23 protein-coding genes and 1 riboswitch are annotated in these 22,327 nt (G+C 70.5%); of the genes, 5 read left to right on the top strand and 18 right to left on the bottom strand.

Going from position 1 to position 22,327, the window contains the following annotated elements; genetic code table 11:
* Positions 1-78: 78 nt before the first annotated feature.
* The 11 genes from JKP75_RS06100 to JKP75_RS06055 all read right to left on the bottom strand — a co-directional run bounded on the left by JKP75_RS06100 (position 79) and on the right by JKP75_RS06055 (position 10,637).
* Positions 79-1,245 carry a M23 family metallopeptidase gene (locus tag JKP75_RS06100; protein WP_200492846.1) on the bottom strand — a complete coding sequence of 389 codons (1,167 nt, stop codon included), beginning with the start codon at positions 1,243-1,245 and terminating at the stop codon, positions 79-81.
* A complete protein-coding gene (locus tag JKP75_RS06095) occupies positions 1,242-2,750 on the bottom strand; it encodes an ATP-binding protein (RefSeq protein WP_200492157.1) in 1,509 nt (502 codons plus the stop codon). Before JKP75_RS06095 ends, JKP75_RS06100 begins: the two co-directional genes overlap by 4 nt.
* Complete coding sequence (locus JKP75_RS06090; RefSeq protein ID WP_200492966.1) at positions 2,747-4,261, bottom strand: SCO6880 family protein; 1,515 nt, start codon at positions 4,259-4,261, stop codon at positions 2,747-2,749. Before JKP75_RS06090 ends, JKP75_RS06095 begins: the two co-directional genes overlap by 4 nt.
* Positions 4,262-4,687: 426 nt before the next feature.
* Positions 4,688-5,719: a hypothetical protein gene (locus tag JKP75_RS20685; RefSeq protein WP_242472809.1), complete on the bottom strand. Its 1,032-nt coding sequence runs from the start codon at positions 5,717-5,719 to the stop codon at positions 4,688-4,690.
* 139 nt (positions 5,720-5,858) lie between these two features.
* A complete protein-coding gene (locus JKP75_RS06080) occupies positions 5,859-6,599 on the bottom strand; it encodes a hypothetical protein (RefSeq protein ID WP_309229560.1) in 741 nt (246 codons plus the stop codon).
* Positions 6,600-6,664: 65 nt separating this feature from the next.
* The gene (locus tag JKP75_RS20680) at positions 6,665-8,152 is read right to left on the bottom strand and encodes a hypothetical protein (RefSeq protein ID WP_242472807.1); all 1,488 of its coding nucleotides are present in this window, start codon (positions 8,150-8,152) and stop codon (positions 6,665-6,667) included.
* Complete coding sequence (locus JKP75_RS06070) at positions 8,149-8,712, bottom strand: hypothetical protein (RefSeq protein ID WP_242472806.1); 564 nt, start codon at positions 8,710-8,712, stop codon at positions 8,149-8,151. Before JKP75_RS06070 ends, JKP75_RS20680 begins: the two co-directional genes overlap by 4 nt.
* A gap of 25 nt (positions 8,713-8,737) precedes the next feature.
* The gene (locus JKP75_RS20675; protein ID WP_242472804.1) at positions 8,738-8,908 is read right to left on the bottom strand and encodes a hypothetical protein; all 171 of its coding nucleotides are present in this window, start codon (positions 8,906-8,908) and stop codon (positions 8,738-8,740) included.
* A gap of 334 nt (positions 8,909-9,242) precedes the next feature.
* Positions 9,243-9,719 (bottom strand): DUF1775 domain-containing protein, encoded by a 477-nt coding sequence (locus tag JKP75_RS06065; RefSeq protein ID WP_200492160.1) that lies wholly within the window; start codon positions 9,717-9,719, stop codon positions 9,243-9,245.
* Positions 9,703-9,918: a DUF1775 domain-containing protein gene (locus JKP75_RS24390; RefSeq protein ID WP_200492845.1), complete on the bottom strand. Its 216-nt coding sequence runs from the start codon at positions 9,916-9,918 to the stop codon at positions 9,703-9,705. The genes JKP75_RS06065 and JKP75_RS24390 overlap by 17 nt, the downstream gene beginning before the upstream one ends.
* A 233-nt stretch (positions 9,919-10,151) precedes the next feature.
* The gene (locus JKP75_RS06055; protein WP_200492844.1) at positions 10,152-10,637 is read right to left on the bottom strand and encodes an STAS domain-containing protein; all 486 of its coding nucleotides are present in this window, start codon (positions 10,635-10,637) and stop codon (positions 10,152-10,154) included.
* A 486-nt stretch (positions 10,638-11,123) separates the two neighbouring features.
* On the opposite strand from JKP75_RS06055, the gene JKP75_RS06050 reads away from it, so the two are divergent.
* Positions 11,124-12,083: a cytochrome c oxidase assembly protein gene (locus JKP75_RS06050; RefSeq protein ID WP_309229559.1), complete on the top strand. Its 960-nt coding sequence runs from the start codon at positions 11,124-11,126 to the stop codon at positions 12,081-12,083.
* 79 nt (positions 12,084-12,162) lie between these two features.
* On the opposite strand, the gene JKP75_RS20670 is transcribed toward JKP75_RS06050, so the two are convergent.
* From JKP75_RS20670 to JKP75_RS06025, 7 genes are all read right to left on the bottom strand, one after another.
* Complete coding sequence (locus JKP75_RS20670) at positions 12,163-12,456, bottom strand: M23 family metallopeptidase (protein ID WP_309229684.1); 294 nt, start codon at positions 12,454-12,456, stop codon at positions 12,163-12,165.
* A gap of 124 nt (positions 12,457-12,580) precedes the next feature.
* On the bottom strand, positions 12,581-13,525 hold the full coding sequence (locus JKP75_RS06045; protein WP_242472803.1) for a hypothetical protein: 945 nt from the start codon (positions 13,523-13,525) through the stop codon (positions 12,581-12,583).
* 234 nt (positions 13,526-13,759) lie between these two features.
* Positions 13,760-14,440, bottom strand: coding sequence for a M23 family metallopeptidase (locus JKP75_RS23695; RefSeq protein ID WP_309229558.1), 681 nt, complete (start codon positions 14,438-14,440; stop codon positions 13,760-13,762).
* Positions 14,437-14,883, bottom strand: a complete 447-nt coding sequence (locus JKP75_RS20660; RefSeq protein WP_242472007.1) for a hypothetical protein — start codon at positions 14,881-14,883, stop codon at positions 14,437-14,439. Before JKP75_RS20660 ends, JKP75_RS23695 begins: the two co-directional genes overlap by 4 nt.
* Before the next feature lie 149 nt (positions 14,884-15,032).
* Positions 15,033-15,178: riboswitch (cyclic di-AMP (ydaO/yuaA leader) on the bottom strand.
* A 160-nt stretch (positions 15,179-15,338) separates the two neighbouring features.
* Positions 15,339-16,316, bottom strand: coding sequence for a c-type cytochrome biogenesis protein CcsB (gene ccsB / locus JKP75_RS06035; RefSeq protein WP_200492164.1), 978 nt, complete (start codon positions 16,314-16,316; stop codon positions 15,339-15,341).
* Positions 16,313-17,908, bottom strand: a complete 1,596-nt coding sequence (gene lnt, locus JKP75_RS06030) for an apolipoprotein N-acyltransferase (RefSeq protein WP_309229557.1) — start codon at positions 17,906-17,908, stop codon at positions 16,313-16,315. The genes ccsB and lnt overlap by 4 nt, the downstream gene beginning before the upstream one ends.
* Positions 17,909-18,277: 369 nt before the next feature.
* On the bottom strand, positions 18,278-19,198 hold the full coding sequence (locus JKP75_RS06025) for a cytochrome c oxidase assembly protein (RefSeq protein WP_242472008.1): 921 nt from the start codon (positions 19,196-19,198) through the stop codon (positions 18,278-18,280).
* Positions 19,199-19,470: 272 nt separating this feature from the next.
* On the opposite strand from JKP75_RS06025, the gene JKP75_RS06020 reads away from it, so the two are divergent.
* The 4 genes from JKP75_RS06020 to JKP75_RS06005 are packed head-to-tail and all read left to right on the top strand — an operon-like array spanning position 19,471 to position 22,219.
* A complete protein-coding gene (locus JKP75_RS06020; RefSeq protein ID WP_200492166.1) occupies positions 19,471-20,121 on the top strand; it encodes a thioredoxin domain-containing protein in 651 nt (216 codons plus the stop codon).
* A gap of 7 nt (positions 20,122-20,128) precedes the next feature.
* A complete protein-coding gene (locus tag JKP75_RS06015; protein ID WP_233492248.1) occupies positions 20,129-20,776 on the top strand; it encodes a vitamin K epoxide reductase family protein in 648 nt (215 codons plus the stop codon).
* On the top strand, positions 20,769-21,380 hold the full coding sequence (locus JKP75_RS06010) for a TlpA disulfide reductase family protein (protein WP_233492247.1): 612 nt from the start codon (positions 20,769-20,771) through the stop codon (positions 21,378-21,380). Before JKP75_RS06015 ends, JKP75_RS06010 begins: the two co-directional genes overlap by 8 nt.
* Positions 21,377-22,219: a cytochrome c biogenesis CcdA family protein gene (locus JKP75_RS06005; RefSeq protein WP_113829279.1), complete on the top strand. Its 843-nt coding sequence runs from the start codon at positions 21,377-21,379 to the stop codon at positions 22,217-22,219. The genes JKP75_RS06010 and JKP75_RS06005 overlap by 4 nt, the downstream gene beginning before the upstream one ends.
* The last annotated feature ends 108 nt before the right edge of the window (positions 22,220-22,327 follow it).

Here is a 22,327-nt window from a genome sequence, read left to right as displayed (position 1 = left end):
GCGGCGCCGGAACGGCGTCGTCACGCGCCGGCCCCGGGTCGGTGGTGGTTGTCCACGTCCTGCTTCCCTCTCTGCCGGTCAGCCGGCGGGGTTGGGGGCATGCGGGTCGATGCCGCGGTCGACCAGCCAGGGCACGGGGTCGATCGGCGCGCCGTCGAGGCGGACCTCGAAGTGCAGGTGGACGCCGGTGCTGTTGCCGGTGGAGCCCTGGAAACCGATCAGCGCACCCGCGGGCACCCGCTGGCTGGGCATGACGGTGTAGCCGGACAAATGCGCGTAGCGGGTGGTCACCCCGTCGCCGTGGTCGAGTTCGACGAGGTTGCCGTAGCCGGCCAGGCTCAGGCTTCCGTCGCGGTCGCAGTAGGCGCTGGTGCAGGCGGCGGTGGTCACGGTGCCGTCGGCGGCGGCGTAGACCGGGGTGTCGCGGGGTCCGGCGATGTCGACCCCGGCGTGCAGGGCGCCCCCACGGCTCCCGTAGCCGGAGGTGACGGTGCCGGCGGTGGGCCGGATCCACGACCCGGCGGCCACGGGCAACCCGGGGCAGACGTCGGCCACCGCGCCGCCCGGGTCGGCCGCGGTCGCCTGGGCAGCCGACCACAGCACGGCCGTCAGCTCGCGGGCGAGCGGCTCCCAGCGGGCGTAGGCGCCTCCATGGGCCGAGACCTGCACGGCCTGTGCGGCCTGGGTGAGCGGGATGGTGCGCCAGTCGGGTACGGCCACGAGCCGGCGGTAGAAGGTCTCGGCGGCGTAGACGGGGTCCATCAGCTGAGCGACGGTGCCCCAGCCGGCGATCCAGCGCTGTTGGAAGGCGTTGACGCTGTCGTGATCGGAGCCGAGCCCGTCATGCGGATAGGTCAGGCTCGTGGCGGTCACCGCGGCCTGTTCGGCGGTGAGTTCGTGGCTGCTGCCCTCGTTGGCCAGCATTCGGATGCGGGACTCCTGGTAGGCGGTGGCCAGCGCCACGGTGGCCGCGTACGGGTCGAGTCCAAGGGCTGCGGCGACGGTCACGATGGTCTGCGCGTGGCCCATCTGGACGGCGTCCAGGTCGGTGCCGGCGACGGTGGCGCCGGTGCCGCCGATCGAGCAGGACGACGACGCCGTCGACGCCTCCGGTGCGGCGAGAACCGCGAGAGGGATCAGCAGCAGCGTCAGTACGCCGAACACCGGGACGGCGACGGGAGCGGCGGCCTTCCACAGCCACCGCTTTGCGTACGCCCGCGCCAGTGCTTCGGCCGTCCCGCTCATGCCGGACGTCCAACGGTGAGGGCCTCGTTGGTGTCGGTCAGGGCCAGCTCGGGCGCCGTGAGGACGGTCTGCACCTTGAACGCCCGGTCGCCAACCAGCCAGAGGGCCCGGCCCTTGCCGGCGATCGCCCAGTCGGTGACCACCCGCTGGGCGATCGGGGTCAGCCCGAGCATGGTGGCGAGCTCGTCGGCGACGGCCTGGTCCTGGCCGTGCAGCACCTTGACGTCGCACAGGTGCAGCAGGTCGCGGGCGATGGCCACCGCCTGGGAGGAGGCGTCGCCGGCGGTGAGCATGTCCGAGGGCTTGTGCGCGAGCAGGATCTGCACGTCGGCGTCGCGGCGGGACAGCCGTAGGTTGGCGTCCAGGCTCTTCATCGCCTCGGCACCGAGGCGCATCTGCCGCCAGGTCTCGTCGCGGATGACGATGCGCAGGTCGCCTAGGTCGGCGATCTCGCGCATCGCCTGTCCCCAGGAGTTCAGGCAGGTCAAGGCGATGCCGACGGCCTGGTCACCGAGCGGCTCGAGGCGGGACAGCGACAGCGACTGGATCGGCGCGCGCCAGTCGACCTCGATCGACGTGTGGTCGTCGAACAACCCGGCTAACGAGCCCTTGACGAGAGAGCCAAGGGCATCGCGCAGGGTGCGGGTGGCGTCGAGGAAGTGCCGCCGGTCGGCGTAGCGGCACGAGGCGACGAGGCCGTCCGTGGGCTCGTCCAGGGCTTGCCACAGCTGAGGGATGGTGGGCTCGGTCAGCCGGGTGGCTCCGCTGCGGTAGCCGGTGAGCAGGCGCAGCGCCTCACCGACGGCGGTCTCCTCCACCGGGCCGAAGGGCACGTTCTGCGAGCCGACCAGGCCGCGGATCAGCACCAGCCAGCGGGCGAACATGATGGCCTCGCGGCGGCGGGCCTCGGCGGCATCGAGCTGCTCCCAGCCGTGACCGAGCGGGCCGAAAGCCAGTGGGTTGACCCGGGCGGAGAGTCCGTGGCCGATGACGAACGGCTCCACGCCCAGCGCGCGGCACAGCGGCTCGTACTCGTCCTTGGTGTCGCCCAGGACGAGGGTGCGGTAGCCGTACGCGAGCATGCGCAGCGCGAAAGCTTTGACGGTGGCGGACTTGCCGCGGCCGGGCTTGCCGAAGACCACGACGTTCGGGTTGGTGACCGGGATGTCGTCGTCGGTGACCCAGCCGACCGGATCGCAGTAGAACGCCCCGCCCGACAGCAGGTCGATGCCCATCTGGGCGCCCGTAGGCGGTAGCCCGCTGCTGGCGATCAGCGGCCACACCACCGGCGTCTGCTCCGACGTCATCCGCCACACCGACAGCGGCGCCGGTGTCGCCGCCCGGCCCCGGCCGCGCCCACGCGGCCCCAGGCGGGGCACCGACTCGACGAACGGCCCGCGCTCCCGTGGCCCCGGCTCCACGGCGGGGACGGCGGGCAGCCGGTGACCGAAGTCGTCGAGGAGGACGGCGACGTCCCGGCCCCGGCGGGAGCCGCGGCGGGTCACCGTCGTCCTCGCCGGTTGGGCAGCCCGACGCCGAGGGGAATGGCGGCGGCGGCAAAGCCGGAGTCCTGTGCCAGGTCCAGCCGCAACGGCACGAAGCCGGCGGCACGGACCGACGCTGCGAGCCGGCGGCCGTGCTCGTCCACCGGCCAGGTGGCCGGGACGGTGACGCAGGCCGCGACGGCGGGACGGACGAGCGCCCGCCCGGCGGCCAGCTTCTCGTCGGCGGTACCGATCCGCTCGGTGTCCCGTCGCTGCCGGGCCCGCTGCCGAAAGCCCATGCGGGCGCGCAGCTCGTTGCCGGTGGTGGCACTCATGTCCTCCCGTCCGACCAGCCGGGTGGCCCGGTCCAGCGGCAGGGGGGCGAGGAACACTGTCAGACAACGCCGCTCCCCCGCCGTCGTCGGCACGAGCACCGGGGCCAGTGCGCCGAGCACCGCCCCGGAGTCGGGTAGCAGGATCGTGTCGGTGACCGACGCCCAGGCGTCGTGCACGTAGTGCCGTAGCTCGGCGCGAGCCTGGGTGGGTCCGGCGGCGGCCATCGGCACCCCGGTCGCCAGCTGGGCGCCGCTGGCGGCGGCCAGGTCGGCGGCGATCAGTTGGCCACGGTCGCCGGGCGCGAAGCCGGTGCGCACCGCGGCAGCGAGTGCGGCCGAGTCCAGCCAGGTGACTGCGGTGCAGCCGACCGGGCCGCGCAGCGCACTCTCGACCTCGGCCATCACCCCGTGCAGCACCCGGGCGCGGCCGTCCACCCCGCCGCCGCTTTCCTTCGCGGCCCGGCCGATCCGGCTCTCGCCGATGACGACGGTCACGAAGGCCTCGGTGCGCACCGCGGCCGGAGTGAGGGTGGCACCCAGCAGCGCGTTCACCCGGGCGGCTAGGGGCGCGGCGTCCGCACGCGTGTGCGCCTGCTCCCACGCTGCGCGCTCGGCGCCGTCGTCCGGCACCGTGCGCACCTGCAGCGCCAGTGTGTCGACCAGTTCGGTGCGTGCGGCGATCTCGCACAGCTCGGCCAGGCCGGCGCCCATCCCGTCCCGCTCGTCCGGCTCGGCCAGGCCTATGCCGGAATGGTCGATCCGCGCCACGGCCGCCCACGTGCGCGCCGCGGAGTTCTGCACAATTACCGGGCGGGTGAACATCTGCCCATAAGGCGGTCCGTCGTGAGTGCGGATACCGGCGAGCACCCCGGGCAGGTCCGCCTCGGACAGGTCCTCTGCCTTCCCGGACGCGGCTCGGGAGCCGAACACCGTCCAGCCCATCGCACCTCCGATCGCGTGCAGGCAGAGGACGGCGAACCAGCGGCCCGCCGCCCGCCCTCGGATGGGGACCAACAGCACGGCGGCCAGCAGCGCCCACACCGGCAGCCAGATGGCGAACAGCCCCCATGCCTGCGCGTTCAGGGCCAACAGCGCCGGTAGGCCCGTGAGGGTGACGAGGGCCAGTTGGGCGCCGGTCATGCCGAGGAACCAGCCGGAGACGTCGCGGGAGTAGTCGCCGTAGCGGACGGCGTTCATCACGCGTCGTCCTGGCCGGGACCGATCGGACCGCTCTCCCCGGGCCGGTCAGGCGCGATGCCGTCGAACCGCTCGGCGGGCCAGGCCGCAGTGGATGCGCCTCCGGGATGGTGAGCGCGCCCATTCCCGCTCAGTCCCGTCGGCTGTGTTCCATCGTCGTCGGGACGGCGCCCGCGGCCGTGCCCGCCTCCGGTCGCCGCCCCTCCGCCGGAGCCGCTGCCGCGCGCCGGTACCCGGGTGGGCAGCGGTTGTCCGTAGTATGGGTGGGTGTGTCCGACTCCGGCACCCGACAGCACGTCGGACGCCGAGGCGGCCACCCCCGCCGCCAATCGGCCGGCCGTGGAGGTGCCGGTGGTCAGCGCACGCAGCGCGCCGGCGAAGCGCCCGCTGGTCGCCGCGTCTGCGGTCGACTCGCCCTGCGCGCGGTCACCGGCCAGCTGCGCCGCGGCGCCTGAGGCAGCCACACCACCGGATGCTGGCACCCGCCGTCGCGGTGGCCACGGCCGCCCGCCCGCCACCGGCCTTCTGCAGCGCGCCCATGACTCCGCCGGAAGCGGCCAGCGAGGAGCGCAGGGCCGCACCACTCGACGTGCCAGGGTCGACGAAGGCCAGGAGCCGGAACAGCGCCAGCGGACAGATCGCTCCGAGCAGGATCAATAGGCAGCCGACAACTGCCATGCCGATCGCGGCCTCGGTGCTCGTCTCCTCTGCTCCGGTGAGGATGCCCTCGGTGATGGTCACTCCGACGCCGAGGACGAGCACGGCGACGGGCGCAACCAGCAGCGCGGCGAGGAACCAGCGGAGGCTGCGCCAGAACCAGGTGCTCGACGTCTGCGCCAGCAGTCCTCCTGCCGAGATCGCAGAGGTCGCGGCCAGCACGATCAGTGCTGCCTCGCGGACCAGCATCAGCAGCAGGTAGCCCACACTGGCCGGCACCAGCAGAAAGATCGAGCTGACCCCCAGCACGGTGGCAACCGTGCCGTCGACCAGATCGCGGCTCACGCTGATCGACGGGTCGAAGGCGGCCAGGGTGTCGATGTCGAGCAGGCTGCGCAGCAGGGCGGTGGTCAGTCCGGAGACCCCGGTGACCAGCAGTGCCGCCACCCCGACGTAGCTGGCCCAGACCAGCCCGAACTGCAGCAGTCCGATCACCAGCCGGCCCAGCGTCTGCCCGTCCCGGCGCACCGCCGCGATACCCAGCTGGACCATGGCCATCAGCGCGGCCACGGTCGCGCCGATGCCGAACGTCACCGGATAGACGGCGGCCAGCGGGCCACCGGCGGACAGGTCCGGAGTGGCCAAAGCGTCGATCACCAAGAACGCCAAACTCAGCAGCCACAGCCCGGCCTCCCACAGCGACAACATGGCATTGACCCAGACGTCTTCGACCACCGCGCCGGCTGCTTCGCCGACCGCGCAGAACGGATTGATCGGCAGGCACGGCAGCGAGCCGCCCACCCCCGGAACCGCCGGAAAGGCCGTCACCATCTCGTCTGCGGCCGCCGCCGGACCTGTGGACAACGACCAGACCGCCAGCGAGAGGAGAAGGACCGCTCCCAGTCGGCGTCCCCAGCCGCTACGCCCTCCGCGTCGCTGCTCAGACATAGCGCAGGTCCCGGTAGCCGGCTGCGATGGCTGCCTCTGTGCCTGGCCAGACCGAGGGCGCCGGCGCCGGCTCCTCCCCCGGGCCGATGACCCACCGGTCCCCGACCCAGGCCATGCGCTGGCAGTCGGCGATCGCGATCCTGGAGGTCTGCTCCACTGTGACGGTGAACTCGAAGTTCACGCACACCACGGCGAAGTCCTCGCCCACCGTGCCCTTGATCAGCCCCATCACCGGACGGACGACGATCGCCAGCTGCGGCGACCCCGCACCGGACAGGCCCGCCGCAGACAACAAGTTGGCCATGCCGTCCACCCCGGACCACGTCTCTGAGGTCGGCCCGCCAGGAGCGGCCCACTCGGCGATCACCCGTCGCACGCCGTCCATCGAGCCGCTCTGCATCGCCGTCACGTCGATCGCCGCCAACTGCGCCAGCGCACCCTCCGGAGTACGCGGGAAGCCGGTGGGCACGTCCGTCGGGCCCACGCCGGTGGCGCGCGGCAACTCGAGAACACCGGCAGCCTGGTTCGACACTGCCCCGGGCAGCGCATCGTCGGGCTCGGCGGTCGGCATCGGGGCGGCGGCCAGCGCATCGCGCCGCGTCATGTCCGGGGCAGTGCTAGCCGCCCGACGGGCGGGGGCGCTCTCGTCAGGCTCTTCGGTCAGCCCTCCGATGACTGCCAGGACCAGGCCGGCCAGCACCGCCAGCGCCACCGCCGCGCTGACCACGAGCACCGCAAGAAGACGCGCCGGGCTCCACTCCGGCGCACTGCTCCCATGTACGTCAGGACGGCGGCGCATCAGGTGCACCCACTGCCGGTGATCGAACTGAGGATGACCAGGATGACCGTGTAGGTGATGGCCACCATCACGACCACCGCGATGCCCATCGCCCCGTACCGCGAGGCATGCGGATGGGAGAACATCCGGCCCACCAGGACCGAGCCCAACGACACGACCGCGGCGATCCCGATCAGCGCCAGTACCCCCCACTTCACCCACGCCGTCACCTGATCGGCAAAGGCCTCCACTCCCGGCGGCGCCTCAGGGCAGACCGCCGCGGTCAACTCGACCGACGCCGCGGTGGCCGGCCATGCGGTCAGCACGACCAGAGCCCCAGCGATGAACGCGACGGCCAAGGCCGCTCGTACCGCTGCGGGTGCGGTTCTGCGCGGATTTGTCACCGGGCCTCCCCCGCCGCGCCAGGCTGGAAGGCTGCCGCCCGGTGCCGATGCCGAGGCTGCGGTGGCACGGCTGGCATCAGCAGCACGGCCAGCGACCGGCCGGCGGCCTCCACTCCCTTGGGCAACCGGTCCCCGGTCAGACCGGCGGTCTGCAGTCGTCGGTCGATCGGGACTCGCACCACCTGTCCCCCGCGACCGCAAGTCGCGAAGCTGCGGACCACAGTTGGCGATCACCGCCTGGGGCCAGCGCGCCGGGCCTACGACGGCCACCACCACCGGCTGCTCGGCGAGCTGGCTCAGCACGTGTTCGGTCAGTCGCACCCCCGGCACGGTCGGCCGGCAAACGACGACAGCGCGCGTGCGGTCGGCGGCCAGTCGGGCCACGTCTTGCGGAGCAGGCAGCCCGAGATCGAGGACGGTGATGGCCGGTTCCTCGTTGATCGGGAGGACCGGCCAGCCGCCAGGCGCCACGTCCGCGACGCGGCGGTCGATCGTGACGCGGTCGCGGGAGCCACGTCGCCAGGCGCCGGCGGCGTCGGTGCCCAGCTCCGCCGACGCCGCGGCAATCAGCCCCGACCGGCGGGGATGCGCCGTCTCCACCAGGTGCACCCGCCGGTCGGTGGCTGCGGCGGCGTCGCTAATGGCCAGCGCCACCGTGGAGGCGCCGGCACCGGCGTGTGCCGCTACGACCGTGATCCAGTCAGCTGCCAGCGCGTCGCTGTCACCCCTGCCTGGGACGGCCGCGGGCGCGCTGTCACCCCTGGTCGCGCCTCGCTGCGGCGCTCTGTCACCGCTGTCAGCCCACCGCTCGCGGTGCGTGTCCTCTCCAGCTGGGAGCGCCGTGCTGTCCCCGTCTCGCCTTGTGCGGCGCGTAGATAGAACCGGTGCACCCGCCGGTGCCTCGGACACGGAGAGCTCGTGAAGACGCATCCGCGCCGCAAGCCTGCTTGCGGCAACTCGCGGACGACGGGCACGCAGCTCGTGGAAGGCCTGCTGGATCTCCGCGACTGACAGCAGTCGCTCGTCGGGGCCGACGTCGTCGCCGTTGGCCACACCGCCCGTCACGGCGCCGGCCTCGTCGACGTCCTGCAGCAGAGGGCTCACGCGACGGCCGCCAGGTACTGAGGAGCCATGCCGCGCAAGGCGGTCAGCGTGCGGTTCCGCCGGCGGTACAGGGTGCGCGTCGTGATGCCGTGTGCAGTGGCGACCGTCTGGTCGGCGCGCCGGTGTTGCCGGTCGCGGCTGCACTCGGTGGCGATCAGCAGTGCGACGTCCTCGGCGTCGACCCCTGAACGCACCGCCCACTGCAGCAGGTCGACGACGTCGAGATCCTCCCCCTCCTCCCGGGCGTTGGCTGATGAGATCCGAGTGAGGTCGCCCGTAGCGGTCAGTACCTCGCCCCGGTCGGGGTGGTAGCGGCTGCTGGGGCGCAACTCGGCGAGTACCGCCCGCCGCGTCTCGGCGCGCAGGTTCGCCGCGATCGCCCGAGGCCGGCGTCGCCACGGGTAGCGGCGGATCTGGCAGGCGAGTTCGCCGACGACCACGGCGAGAATGTCGGGGTTCACGTCTGCGAGCTGCCTGGCCATCGTGCGCACGAGCCCGCTGAGCAAGTGAAGGGTCAGCAGCAGCGCGTCGTCGTCGCGGCCGCCGTCCACGGCGGCCAACCGGACGAGCGCGGCGAGAACGGCGTCAGCGGCGGTCGTCCGGGCTGCCCGCGGCCCAGACGGCGAGCAGGTCATGGACGCTGCTCAGCCCGGCCAGAGTCGGCTCGGTGGCGGCCCAGCGGACGAGGATGCAGTCGCAGTCCAGGCGGGCAGCCAGCTCCGGCCAGCTGCCGACGATGGTGGGGTCGTAGAACATGTGCGGTCCTCCGGCATCGGTGTGATGCCGTCGAGGCTTCGCAGCGACGTTCAACGAGCCGTCACCCTCGGCAGGGGTGACAGTTCAGGTCACCTCACCGCGTCAGCCGCCCGCTACCGCTATCGCCTCCAGGGAGGGCTCGGCGTCCCTTCGGGCGAGGGGTGACGTATGCCAGACAGGATTGGGAAAGCGGCACGTCAGGGGGTGACGCTTGATCGACGGCTCGACTGCGACGGTTGATCAAGACCGTGCGCGAAGTCGTCGTCCTCGCGTGACCTCCGGCGGTGCGCTGTGGCTGCTCCGCCGGAGGTGACGCGGCAGCGACCCAGCCGGTTCAGGTCGTGGTGTGTCTCCGTCGAGCCAGGAGCGCCATGACGAACGCCGCCGATCCGGGCAGTAGCCCAGCGCCGCCGACGACGAGCGCGGTCACGGCCAGTCCCGAGCCATCGGACTCGTCGGCGCTGTCGCCGCCAGCAGCCTCGGTCGCTGCCCCATCCGCCTCGTCGCCGTCAGCTGCGCTGTCCACGAGCGTCAGCACGGGTGCGGGATTCTCGGGCTCGGGCTGGCCGTCGAGCGTGGGCTCGATCCACGCGGACTCTTCACCGTCGTCGTAGATCTGGAGCGTCGGGAAGGTGATGGTGTCGACGTCGGGGAACGGACCGCCGTTGATGGAGAAGGTCTGATACTGGCCCGGGCCGATTCCCGCCCCCGGCTCGGCGGTCCAGACGATCTCCGTTACGGCTTCGCTGACCTCGGTGCCGTGAACATGACCGGCGGATCGATCGGGCTCCGCGTCACGGTCGCGGTCCACCCGGAACCGGCTTCGTCCGCACCGATGCCAGCGGCGTCTCGGTCGGGATGTGTACCCGCAGCGAGATGGTGGAAGTCGTCTGGCTCTCGTTGGGCACCCGAAGGGTCACCTCCCCGAAGCCTCCGGGCGTAGCGTCAGGAGAGCTGATGCCCACGTGGGCTGACGCGGCGGTCACGCCGAGCCCCAGCACCGTCAACATCGAAGCGAGGCCGACGGTCAGCGTCCGAGCCAGTCGGGATGTCACAGGAGGCCCTTCTATCTGAGTCGGATCCGGCCCTACGTCGAACCCGTCCTACGAGATGCGTCCGTCGCGACTGCCTACGGGCCAATTGGACGATGGACGACAGAGCCACAACAACGCTGGTCACCGCGAGTCGAACCGTTCACCGTGACCGGCGATGTCAGCGACGGTCGGATCGACGTGCTGCCAAGTCAGGGCTCCCTCCGGAACATCGACGTGAGTCCCATGACGCCCAGCATCTGGTCGAAGTAAGGGCTGTCACCTCGGATGACCGCGCGACCGCCGGCCCGGGAGGTGCGCTTGGCCCACCGCTGCAGGTGTGGAAAAGCAGTGGCGTCGATGTAGGTCAGTCCGCGGACATCGATGGCCACAACAGCCAACTCCTCCAGACGCCGCTGGAGCTCCAACCGGTTGACGGCGGAAGCGTCCACCTCGCCCCGAAGGTGAACCACCCAACCGCCCCGCTCCTGTTCCACAGAACTGGGCGCCTGCTTGACGACAGCAACGCCCTGCTCGACGGGAACGACCTCTCTGCGGCGCTCGGACATCCGGCTGACGTGATCCGGCAGCTTGGCCAGCTCCGAGTCCACGGTCCGCTGCACCATCCGCTGCATCGCCCTGCGCTGCAGGACCTGCCGCAGCCGGTTGCCGCCCTGGGGATCGTGGGTCACGGTCACCGTGACGTGCGTGGCACCCGGCGAGGCGTCAGCGAGTTCGACGCGGGTCTGCCAGTTCTCCGACGCCAACTCCAGTCGGGTCCCAATGCGTTCCTCCGCGACCTCATTCGACGACTTCCCCGCTCACCGCGCCCTGCGGTGGGGGCATGCCGTCCAACCGCCCCTGCGCGCAGACGAAGCGAGTCCCCTTGCCCATCACCGCGTCCGCCTCTGTCCCTGGGCCGTCGGAAAAGACGTAGGAGACGTCGCACACCGGGCAGTACGGGGTCAAGGCGGTCAGTGCCCGCCACACGGACTCCCGAGCGAACGGAACCTCGCGTGTTCCTGAGGCGGTCGTCATCCCGTTCCTTCGACTTCGAGGGGCCGGCCAGATCTCTGGGCCGGCACTACCGAGACTAGTAGGAGCTGGCGACACTTCCTTACGCCGACTCTCCCCCGTCTACGATCCACGTTAGGAGATTGAGGATCAGCGTCGAGGGAGGTTCCGTGGAGCACGGGCGGCACTCAGGGATGTGGGTACCGGACGAGCCGCCGACGTGGGGGCGAATGTTCCTGCCTCACCTGGAGGCCTCGTCGGCCCTGGCAGTGCTGAGCCTCGTCGCGCTGGTGGTGTACCTGGCAGCGGTCATGCGGTTGCGCCGAACGGGCGTCTCGTGGCCCTGGTGGCGGACCCTCTCCTGGCTCGCCGGGACTGCGTCGCTGTTCGCCGTCACCGGCACCTGGCTGAACGGCTACAGCATGGTGCTGCTCAGCGTCCACATGACCCAGCACATGATCCTCTCGCTGATCACGCCGCTACTGCTCCTGATCGCCGCACCGGTGACCCTGGCGCTCCGGACCCTGCCCCGGGGCCGGGGCGCGGCCGGCGTCCCGCGGGCACTGCTCCTCAACGGGCTGCACAGCCGCCTGGCCCGGTTTCTCGCCCACCCGCTGTTCTCGATTCCGCTGTTCCTCGCAAGCCTCTACGGCGTCTACTTCACGCCCCTCTTCGACGCTTTGATGAGCAGCCCCGCGGCACACCAGCTGATGCTGGCGCACTTCGTCGTCACCGGGATCCTGTTCTTCGGGCCGATCGTGGCGCAGGACCCCTGGCCACGAACGCTGAGCCACCCCGGCCGGATGCTCGAGCTCTTCCTGCCCGTGCCGTTCCATGCGTTCTTCGGCGTTGCGATCATGCTGGCCGGCTCGCTTGTGGTCGACACGTTCGCCCAGCCCCCGGCCGGGTGGGGCATCGACCCGCTGCGGGACCAGGGCGAGGCCGGCGGCATCGTCTGGGCCTTCGGAGAACTGCCCACCGTGCTGGTACTGGCGGTCGTCTTCTTCTCCTGGGCCAGTTCCGACGAGCGGCGCGGCAGGGCTCTCGACCGGGCAGCCGACCGCACCGGTGACGCCGAGCTGGCGGAGTACAACGCCCGCCTCCGTGCCTTGGCGTATCTGAACAGGTGAAGCGCAGCGGCGCCGTTCCAGACCGACTAGCAGATTCGAGACAAGGACTCGTCCTCGCAGGGAGCGGCCTGCGAGGACGTCAGCCCCCGCAGGCGCCGACCGAGATCCCACGAGCATTCAGCCACGCAACCGGGTTCGAGGCTCCGCTGTACATGGCCCCGTTCGGGTGCACCTCGAAATGTACGTGCGGCCCGGTCGAGTTGCCTCTGTTGCCGACCTCCGCAATCTGCTCACCGGCCACCACACGATCCCCGGTGCGCACGAAGTAGTCGTTGATGTGCCCGTAGACGTAGACGGCGCCGTCGTCGCCGAGCAGGTAGACAGCCAGCCCGAAGCCCGTGGCCGGCCCAGCACGCTGGACGGTTCCCGAGATGGGCGCGTACAGCGGAGTGCCGATGGGCGACGCGACATCCAGCCCGTTGTGCGAGATTCCCCAGCGTGCGCCGAAGCAACTGGTGACGCGTCCGGAGAAGGGTGCGGTGTAGCCGGACGACCCGCTAGCGGGGGCGTCGCTGGGGCTGTTGCGCCGCGCCGCAGCTGCGGCCTCGGCGACCTCCCGGGCCGACCGTTCTGCTGCGGCAGCGGCGGCGGCCTCCTCTGCCTGCTTCTGAGCCGTCCACTGCTGATAGGCGTTCCGTGCGCCTTGCAACTCCAACACCCTTGATCTGGGCGGCCTGGAGTTCCGCCTCGTAGGAGGCCTTCTGCGCGGCCACCTCAGCGAACGCGCCTTGCTGGGCGCCCAGTCGCGCATCGGCTTGCGCCTTGGCGGTCTGGGCCGTCTCCTCGGCGGCGGCCATCTCGTCGCGGGCGGCGCGAGCGGAGGAGTCGGCGTTGGCCTGAGTCACCTTGGCGACCTGGAGCTGGCCGAGAACGTCCACCTCGTTGACTGCGACGTAGTCGAGCAGAGCGGCGCGCTGGATCAGTTCGCCAGGTCCCTCGGAGCTCAACAGCGCGGCCGTCCTGGAGATCGTCGCCCCGTTCATGTAGCTGTCGCGGGAGAACCGGGCGATGCGGGCTTCCGCGACGGCGACGGCAGCCGCCGCCGCCTGTAGTTCGGCCGCCCTCTGCTCAGCCACGACCTGCGCCTGCTGGAGCGCCTCCTCGGCGATCATGTAGGCGGTCCCTGCGGCTTCGGCCTCGATGCCGACGCGTTCGAGCTCGGCCTCGGCGACCGCGACCAGGCCGGCGATGCGGCCGACTTCGGCCGCCGCAGTTTCCTGCTCGGTCCGCGCGGCACCGATCTGGCCGTCCGTGGGATTGGTAGGCGCAGGAGCGCCGAGACTCGGCGTCGCGGCGCCGACGAGGGCAACGCCTACCAGTACAACGACCAGTGCGGCTCGCAGCGGACGGCGGGGGCCAGGATGGCTCGCTGTGCGCCAGCGGTGATGCAACAGTCCAGCATCCGTCAGGCTGGCGCGCCGGCGGGAACGGTGGTCGGGCATGGCTCGCTCCCTGGGGAAGAGGGTGGCGGTGCGTATGAGCCGGAGCAGAGTCCCACTATCACCGTTAGTAGCGACGGCAACACGCGGCACTTTCACCACACACTTCTTGATCGCTCGGTGATCCTCTGCACACTCTGAGTGCCCGCCGGGCCGCTTCGCTGCCCTATGAGCCCTGCGTCAGGTGGAGGTTCAGGTTGATGCGGTGGCGCGCGTCGCTACGGACGTCACTACGGATCAACCACAGCCGCCACCGAGCGTGATGCCGCGAGCACTCAGCCACGGCGCCGGATTGACGCGCTGCTGGTACAGCCCTCCGCGATGGGTCTCGATGTGCAGGTGCGGGCCCGTCGACTGCCCCCGGTTGCCTACCTCGGCGATCTGCTGACCGGCGGCGACCGTCTGCCCCGCGGTCACGAAGTACTGGTTGATGTGGCCGTACACGGTGATGGTGCCGTCCGCGTGCTGGATGTAGACGGCGAGGCCGAAGCCGTTCGCCGGTCCCGCGTCCAGCACCACTCCGGCATCCGGTGCATAGATGGGCGTACCGATGGGAGCGGCGATGTCCACGCCGTTGTGCGTGGCGCCAGACCGACTTCCATAGCAGGAGGTCACCCGGCCGGCCACGAGCGCGGCAGTGCCGGCGCGCGCCATCGCCAGTTCGCCTCGCTGCTGCTCGTCCCGTGCGGCAGCCGGATCCGCCACTCCCTGCGCCCCCAGCAGCTCGATCTCCGCATCGCGGAGCTGCGCGTCGAGGGCGAACTTCTGCCCAGCAGCTACGTCGTACGCATGCTGAGATGCCGCGAGCTGCGCCTGGGCTGCAGTCTCCGCCTCGACCGAGGCACGAACCGCCGCATCACGCTCCGCGACCGCAGCCTGGGCCGCCCGATCCGCGCGCTCCTGTCGCCCCTGGATCACCTCGAACCCCTCGAGCCGCTCGGCGCGATCCTCGCCAGGAGGTCGAGCATCGCGGCCCTCTCCAGCACCTCGTCAGGGCCGGCCGCGTCGAGCAGCACGGCCGCATCGCCCAGCGGGTCGGCACCCATGAAGGCATCGCGGCCGAGCGCGGCGATACCGTCCCGAGCTGCATCGACCGCCTCGCGAGTCGCCTCCAGCTCAGCGGCAGCGGCAGCGGCTTGCGTCTCTGCATCTGCAAGCGCAGTCTGCGCGGCGCGGGAGGCGTCGGCCGCGGCCTCCGCCTCCACGGTGAATCTCTCCAGATCCTTCTCCGCCGCGGCCACCAGCCCCGAGATCCTCTCGACCTCAGTACTCAGGACGGCCTCCTTCGACTGCCCATCGGCGGGAGCAGCCAGTGCCGTCACGGCCGACAGGCCGATGACGAGCGCTGCCGTGGCGGCCACGAAGCCGGTGCGGCGGTGGCGGAGGAGCGCGGATCCGACTCCGGAGGGACCCATTCGACCGTCTCGGCGGGGTCGGTCGGAGTGGACTACGGACGGGACGACGGACGTGCGGACAGACCGGTTGTGCAGCGTCGCCAAGGCGGCGGATCTCCGTTCTTCCTCGCCGCCTACCGGGTTAGCTGACGGGTTCGGGCGGGAAGGCGCCCTACCCGCGTGCTCGCAGTCGCGCACGCGGGATTCACCCCAGGGGGACGGTGGATCCCCGGTCCGCCCGGCCGTGTGGCACGGGCAGTTAGGCGGGGTCCGACCGAGGCTCTCCGGTCGAGAGGCACAGCTCGGCAGGACCGCCCGGAACCGTAGTACGAAGTTGCTTAGTTGTCACGGTTGCATAACGGAGGCCCAGGAAGCTGCCGGTCAAACACCTGCGCCGAGGACATCCGAGGGCCGCGCGTAGCTCACGAGACGCCGCCGTAGGAGTGCAGACCGGTCGACACGAGGTTCACGAACAGCAGGTTGAAGACGAGGCTCGCGAAGGCGATGAGGTTCACCCACGCAGCCGGGCGGCCTCGCCACCCGGCGGTGGTTCGGGCGTGCAGGTAGGTCGCATACAGAGCCCAGGAGATGAAGGCCCAGGTCTCCTTCGGGTCCCATCCCCAGAACCGCCCCCAGGCGCTCTCCGCCCAGATCGCGCCGGCGATGACCGCGAACGTCCAGACGGGGAAACCGAAGACCGCGGTGCGGTGCGCCACCCGGTCGAGCACGGCCACGTTGGGGAGCTTGTCGGCGATCCCCCCGCTCCTGCGGCCGCCGTCCCCCAGCGTCTTCTCGCGGTGGACCGCGACCAGGTACAGCGCGCTGGCGACGGCGCTGACGATGAAGATGCCGAACGAGATGATGGCGGCGGAGACGTGCACGGCCAGCCAGTCCGAACGCAGGGCGGCGATCAGGGGACCGGATTCCGCATAGAGGTAGAGCCCGATGAGAACCAGCCCGAGCACCACGGGCCCGAGCACGAAGGCTCCGATGCGTCGCACCGCCGGGGCCCGAAGTGCGAACACGAGGTAGGCAATGACGCCGGCGAGTACGGAGGCAGTTGCGAACTCGTACATGTTCCCCCATGGCACTCGTCCGGTCGCCGCGCTGCGGGCGACGAGCACACCGGCATTGGCGAGGGCGCCGGCACCCGTGAGCCCAACGCCCAGGAGCCCCCAGCGGCGACCGGCCGCGCCGGACGTCGCCGCCAGCGGCTGGGCTCCGTCCTCCGGGGAGGGCAGGGAAGTGCCCACGCCGACGGTGACCAGCTCTTGACTCGGCCGGGAGGCGCGCCTTCCGAACGCGAGCTCGCCGCAGAAGGCGAGCGCCGCGAGGGCATAGATGATGATCGAGGCGCTGAAGAGGGAGTCGGACAGGGCAGAGAACTGGTCGGATGTCATCGGGCTCCTTGCTGGTGGGTGTGGACATTGCGTGGCACGGTCACGTCGCGAGCGCTCGAAGGCACGTTCGACCGAGGTGGCTCACGTCGGCGGAGCACGACGGCAGCGAGCAGCGCGGCCAGGCCCGTGGCGGTGGCCGCCCACTCGGCGCCCGCGCCGATTTGGCTCGCCAGGGTGGTGTTCTGCCGCAGGGCGATGGCGCCGCTGAAGAGATAGGGCGTGAAGAGTTCGGACCGGTCGACGACAGTGCCGTCGGGTGCGACGATCGCGGAGATCCCGCTCGTTGCAGCGACGATGACCGTCCGGCCGTGCTCGATGGCACGCAGGCGGCTCATCGCTAACTGCTGCTCGCTCTCGGCGGTGTAGCCGAACGTCGCGTTGTTGGTCTGCACCACCAGGAGCGAGGCGCCGCCGTCCACGACGTCGGACACCAGTCCGTCGTAGGCCACCTCGAAACAGATGAGGTCTCCGATCCGCACTCCCCCGACGTCCAGCACGCCGGGCTCGTCCCCCGCGACGAAGTCCCGACGCAGGCGATCGACCTGATCGCTGAACAGCCGGAAGAACGAGCGGGCCGGCATGTACTCGCCGAACGGCACGGGATGCCGCTTTGCGTAGCGCTCGCCAGGACCCTCCACCGGATCCCAGACCACACCGACGTTCGTCAGCTTCTCCCCGGGCCCGTCCAGGACGGCACCGATCAGGATCGGCACGCCTACTGCGCGCGCCGCTCGGTCGATGGCGGCTGCCGCGTCCGGGTTCTTGTAAGGATCAATGTCGGAGGAGTTCTCCGGCCAGATCACGAGGTCCGGCTGCAAGGCCGCACCGCCAGCCACCTTGTCGGCCAGCGCCAGTGTCTGCTGGACGTGGTTGTCGAGGACTGCGCGACGTTGGGCGTTGAAGTCCAGGCCGGCCCGGGGCACATTGCCCTGGACAACAGCGACCGTGGCCGTCGGCCCGCCGGCCGTCAGGCTGGACCCGGGCAGCGGTAGCCAGGCAAGCGCCCCGACCACCGGGACGAGTAACGCTGCGGCGACGAGCAACGCGACGGCGCGAGCCTGGCCGGCTCGGCGTTCACGTCGCCAGAGCAAGGAGCGCCAGATGGCGCAGGCGAGCAGCGTGCCGGTGAGCGCCACGGCGAAGGTCACCAGCGACACGCCGCCGTACGCGGCGAAAGAACCCATCGGCCCGTCGGCCTGACTGAACCCAAGTCGTCCCCACGGAAAGCCCCCGAACGGGATGCGGGAACGGGCTGCCTCCTGCCCCACCCACAACGCCGCCATCCAGACCGGAGCCGCCGGAAGCCGACCGACCAGGGCCGATACGCCCCCCAAGGCGGCGTAGAAGACGGCTTGGAAAGTTGATAGCGCCAGCCAGGGAAGATCGCCGACGAAGACGCCGGTCCAGTTCAGCAACGGGAACAAGAAGCTGGAGCCGAGCAGCATCCCCAGCGCGGCGCCCAACCGTGCACTACGGCCGCGCGTCGCCAGAGCGAGGGCGAAGGGGCCACCCACAGCGAGCGGCCACCGTCCGTACGGCGGGAAGGCCAGCCACAGGCACACCCCGCCGCCCGCCGCCAGGAAAGCGGCCACCGGCCATGAGACCACCGCCTCGACCCGGCCATCGTGGGCCCGGCGGCGGGCAGCCGGCCGACCGCCATCGGGCGGGCGCGACCACGCCCGCGCCATCGTGGAGCCTGTCACGGGCACGCCGCTCTGCTGTACCGGCAGACGACCCGCGCCTCGCTACCGACCCGGCTGTCCTGGAATCGCACGTCGCCTCCCGCCGCATCATCGCGCTCACGCGCTACGACTCCGCCTCTACGGGCACGTCCTACGCCAGATAGTAGGGAAGCCTTCCGACCGCCTGATCGCCGGTCGACACAGCCGGGGGCGTCGTCGTCTGGTCGCGACCGTCCGCCCGCGCATACCGCCGTATATGCGGACCACAGTCGAGAGGGACTATCCACTGCGCGACTCCTGAGCCATTCTCCGGAGGCGTGCGTTGTAGGCCTCGAGCTCGACATCCACCCGACGATCGCTCACCTTCGTGAGCGTCTCCTCCGAGCGGCTCCACTGGAGGTAGACGATGACGAAGGCAATGACGCTGGGCACTTCTCCGAAGCCCCACACAATGTTCCCGGCCGCCAGCTGATCGGTCATGACATCGATGCCCCAGCCCGCCGGCGGGTTCGCGAAGGTCCGGACGACCGGAGCGCTGGCCATCATGAGCGCCACCGCGAAAAATGCGTGCAGCGGGCCGGGCAGTCCCAGCTCCGCGATGCGTATGGGAGCGGAGGCACGGTGTGGCCACGGACCGAGCGCGAACGCTCCGCCGAATGCCAGCAGGCCGGTGCCCAAGAAGAAGAGGAGCATCGCGACGTTCCCCCACCAGCTGCGCATCAGGAAGTCGAAGGTGGGCGTGAAGTAGATGCCATAAAGGCTGCCCACGAAGATGACGGTCGTGACGACGGGATGCGCGAGCACTCGGGCCACCTTGCAGCGCAATGCCCGCAAGAGGAGTCGTCGCGAGAGGGCGCCCCACCCGTGGCGCGGGAGAGCACGAATCGCTAGTGACACCGGGGCGCCCAGCATCAGCAGCATCGCCGAGACCACGGTCAGAACCATCTTCTGGAGCATGTGAATCGAGAACAGCACCATCCCGTAACCCATGACCTGGGTGGCGGTGACCAACAACACGGTCACGATGCCGGCCACGAAGTTCACAGTTCGGTGCCAAGGCCACCGGCTGCCCCTCCGGCGGAGCGCGCGCACTCCCAGCAAGTAGGCGATGAGCGCCACCACCGCCAAGCCCGGGACGACCGACGTGGCGTCGAACTGCGGGGTGAGCAATCGCATCAGCGTCGGGGGCTCGGTGGGCATCCGCATCATCCCGCCTGAATGTGGTCCCACGGTCATGCCTTTTGTCGAAGCGACTGAATGGGACACCCGCCATACCGCCATCAGGCTCGGAGGGCGAGCTGCGAGGCAAGCCGACCCGCGACGCGCACGAGCGCCGCACCGACGAGCGAGCTGCTGTAGCTTCTCCTACGTACCTTCGTAGAGTAGAGGCGGGCAGGCAGCCGCCCGACTCCGCCTGCGGGACGGCCGCGGTCGGCCGCTCGACCCGCCGGACGGATCAACAAGGAGAGCGGTTGAGCACCAACCTGAAGATTTCCGCCGCGCTGGTGGCGGCCTTCGTCGTGACTGTCGCCGTCCTCCTCGGAATGAACAACTCCGGGGCGGACGACACCGGCACGACCGAAGCAGGCGGCGCACCCGTCGTGCGCGAAGACAGCCACCGACTCTCTACCGCCGCCGACGACCGGGTCACGCTGGTGGAGTTCCTCGACTTCGAGTGCGAGGGCTGCAAGGCCGCTTACCCGTTCGTTGAGCAGCTTCGCGACGACTACGACGGGCGGGTCACCTTCGTCGCCCGCTACTTTCCGATGCCGGGCCATGCCAACGGCGAGAACGCAGCCGTGGCGGTCGAGGCCGCAGCCCAACAGGGCCGGTTCGAAGACATGTACCACCGCATGTACGAGACGCAGACGGAGTGGGGCGAGCGTCAGGACTCCCAGGCGGATGTCTTCCGCGGCTTCGCCGAGGGAATGGGCCTCGACATGACCGAATACGACGCCACGGTCAGCGATCCCGCCACGCTCGAGCGGGTGCTGCAGGATCGCCGGGACGGTCTCGCGCTGGGCGTGGAGGGCACACCGACGTTCTTCCTCAACGGGGAGAAGGTCGAGGCACAGACCACCGACGAGTTCATCGAACTGATCGATGCTGCGCTCGCCGACTGAGACGACCTTGACCGTCACCCCCACTGAGCACTCGACGCCGCCTTCCGGCTCGAACGGCCGGGAGGCGCCTTCGGAGCGCGGGCTGGCTTGGCTGCTCCTGGTCGGCGGGCTGCTCGGGCTCGTCGCGTCCTTCGTCCTGGCCGTCGAGAAGTACGCGCTCCTGGCTGATCCGTCCTACGTGCCGACGTGCAGTCTCAATCCCGTCCTGAGCTGCGGCTCCATCATGTCCAGCCCGCAAGCCGAGGCCTTCGGTTTTCCCAACCCCCTGCTCGGCATCGCCGGCTTCGCCGTCGTGGCCGCGGTTGGGGCGGCCCGACTCGCCGGCGCCCGGATGACGGGCTGGTTCTGGGGCGGCCTGCAGGTCGGCGTCTCCCTCGGCGTCGTCTTCGTGCACTGGCTGATCTTCAGCAGCCTGTACCGGATCGGCGCACTCTGCCCGTACTGCATGGTCGTCTGGGCGGTGACGGTTCCGATTTTCTGGTACGTCACCCTGCACAACGCCACCGCAATCACATCGCGATTGCCGCCTTGGCTCGCCCGCGCAGTGGGGCGGGCACGAGTCCATCACGGTGTCGTGCTCACCATGTGGTTCCTCTTCATCACCGCCGCCATCCTGGAGCGGTTCTGGCTGTACTGGAGCACTCTCGTTGACTGACATCGGATCCCGTCGCGGAGTTCTGGCGCTCTGCGGCCTGATGATCGCCGCCGCCCTGGCCGGCTGCTCCGGAGAGAGCGCTACCAACGCCAGCACGGCCACAGAGAGCTCGGGAGACTTCGACTTCGCGGGCAACACGCCGCTCGGTGAGGTAATCCCTCCGGCAGAGCGGGAATCGGCGCCGACCTTCACAGGAGAGCTCCTCGACGGGACTGCATTCGAATCGGCGGAGCTGGCCGGCGAGATCACGGTGCTCAATTTCTGGGGATCGTGGTGTGCGCCCTGCCGTGTGGAGACGCCGGAGTTCCAGGCCGTGTATGCGGACGTTGCCGATTCGGGCGTGGAGTTCCTCGGCGTCGACGTGAAGGACAACCGCCAGATGGCGCAGGCCTTCGTCGAATCGGTGGGAGCTGAGTACCCGTCGCTCTTCGATCCACGAGGCGAGGTGGCGATGGCCTTCCGAGGCTTCCCGGCCAACGTCGTGCCCAGCACCCTCATCATCGACCCCGCTGGGAAGGTGGCCGCCGTCTACGTGGCGGTCGTCCCGGAAGATGACCTCCGGCGAGCGATCGATCGACTCCTGGCCGAAGAGACCCCGAGGTGAGTGAGCTCGGCGACGCCTTCGCCACCATCGTCAGCGACGGCTCACTGCTGCTCGCCGCAGGAGTCGCCGCACTGGTCGGCCTCATCAGCTTCGCCTCGCCGTGCGTGCTTCCGCTCGTCCCTGGCTATCTCGCATACGTCGCCGGCCTGACCGGCGCCCAGACCAGCGCCCCGGCAGCACCCGCCATCAACCGCAGCGAGGCCACGGCGGCGGCCGACCGTCCCGGCTCGACCATCACTGCACCGCCCGGTCAACGGCGCCGAGTGGTCACCGGCGCCCTGCTCTTCGTACTGGGTTTCACCGCGGTCTTCGTGTCCTTCGGAGCACTCTTCGGGGGCCTGGGCCGCCTGCTCCTCGAATGGGCTCCCCTGCTGACCCGACTCATGGGCGTCGTCACCATCATCATGGGGCTGGCCTTCCTCGGCGGGCTCCACTGGCTGCAGCGCGAGCGACGCATCACCCGGCGCCCTCCGGCCGGCCTCCTCGGCGCCCCCGTACTGGGCGTCGTCTTCGGGCTCGGGTGGACGCCGTGCCTGGGGCCGACGCTGTCGGCGGTCAACACGCTGGCCTACACCGAGGCCTCGGCCGCCCGGGGCGCCGTTCTGGGTCTCGCCTACTGCCTCGGCCTGGGGATCCCCTTCGTGCTCGTCGCACTCGGCGCCCGCCGCGCACTCACGCTGTCGTCGTGGGCCCGCCGGCACGCCCAGACCGTCATGCGGATCGGCGGCGTGCTCCTCATCCTGCTCGGCATCCTGCTGGTCACCGGCGGCTGGGACCACATCATGGTGTGGCTGCGCTCCTGGCTGGCTTCCACCGGCTTCGGCACCTCTGCCTTCTGACCGTCGAGCGCGCGGTCAGGACACGCCCACTACTAAGGTGCTTAGGTCACCGTTCGATCACGGTGTGCTGTTATATCGCTCGGAATCAACGGCGAGAGCATTGGGACG

The sequence above is a fragment of the Blastococcus sp. TML/M2B genome, from assembly GCF_016612865.1.
In the GTDB taxonomy this organism is placed as follows: Bacteria; Actinomycetota; Actinomycetes; order Mycobacteriales; family Geodermatophilaceae; genus Blastococcus.
This window is presented reverse-complemented; position numbering and strand designations above follow the sequence as displayed.

Coding starts and splice junctions, on each gene's coding strand:
- ccsB (WP_200492164.1), bottom strand. CDS start 16,316: ATGACATCCGACCAGTTCTCTGCCCTGTCCGACTCCCTCTTCAGCGCC.
- JKP75_RS06025 (WP_242472008.1), bottom strand. CDS start 19,198: ATGCCCACCGAGCCCCCGACGCTGATGCGATTGCTCACCCCGCAGTTC.
- JKP75_RS06045 (WP_242472803.1), bottom strand. CDS start 13,525: ATGCCCGACCACCGTTCCCGCCGGCGCGCCAGCCTGACGGATGCTGGA.
- JKP75_RS06090 (WP_200492966.1), bottom strand. CDS start 4,261: ATGAACGCCGTCCGCTACGGCGACTACTCCCGCGACGTCTCCGGCTGG.
- JKP75_RS24390 (WP_200492845.1), bottom strand. CDS start 9,918: ATGTTGACGGTGCTGGGGCTCGGCGTGACCGCCGCGTCAGCCCACGTG.
- JKP75_RS20675 (WP_242472804.1), bottom strand. CDS start 8,908: ATGTTCTACGACCCCACCATCGTCGGCAGCTGGCCGGAGCTGGCTGCC.
- JKP75_RS06100 (WP_200492846.1), bottom strand. CDS start 1,245: ATGAGCGGGACGGCCGAAGCACTGGCGCGGGCGTACGCAAAGCGGTGG.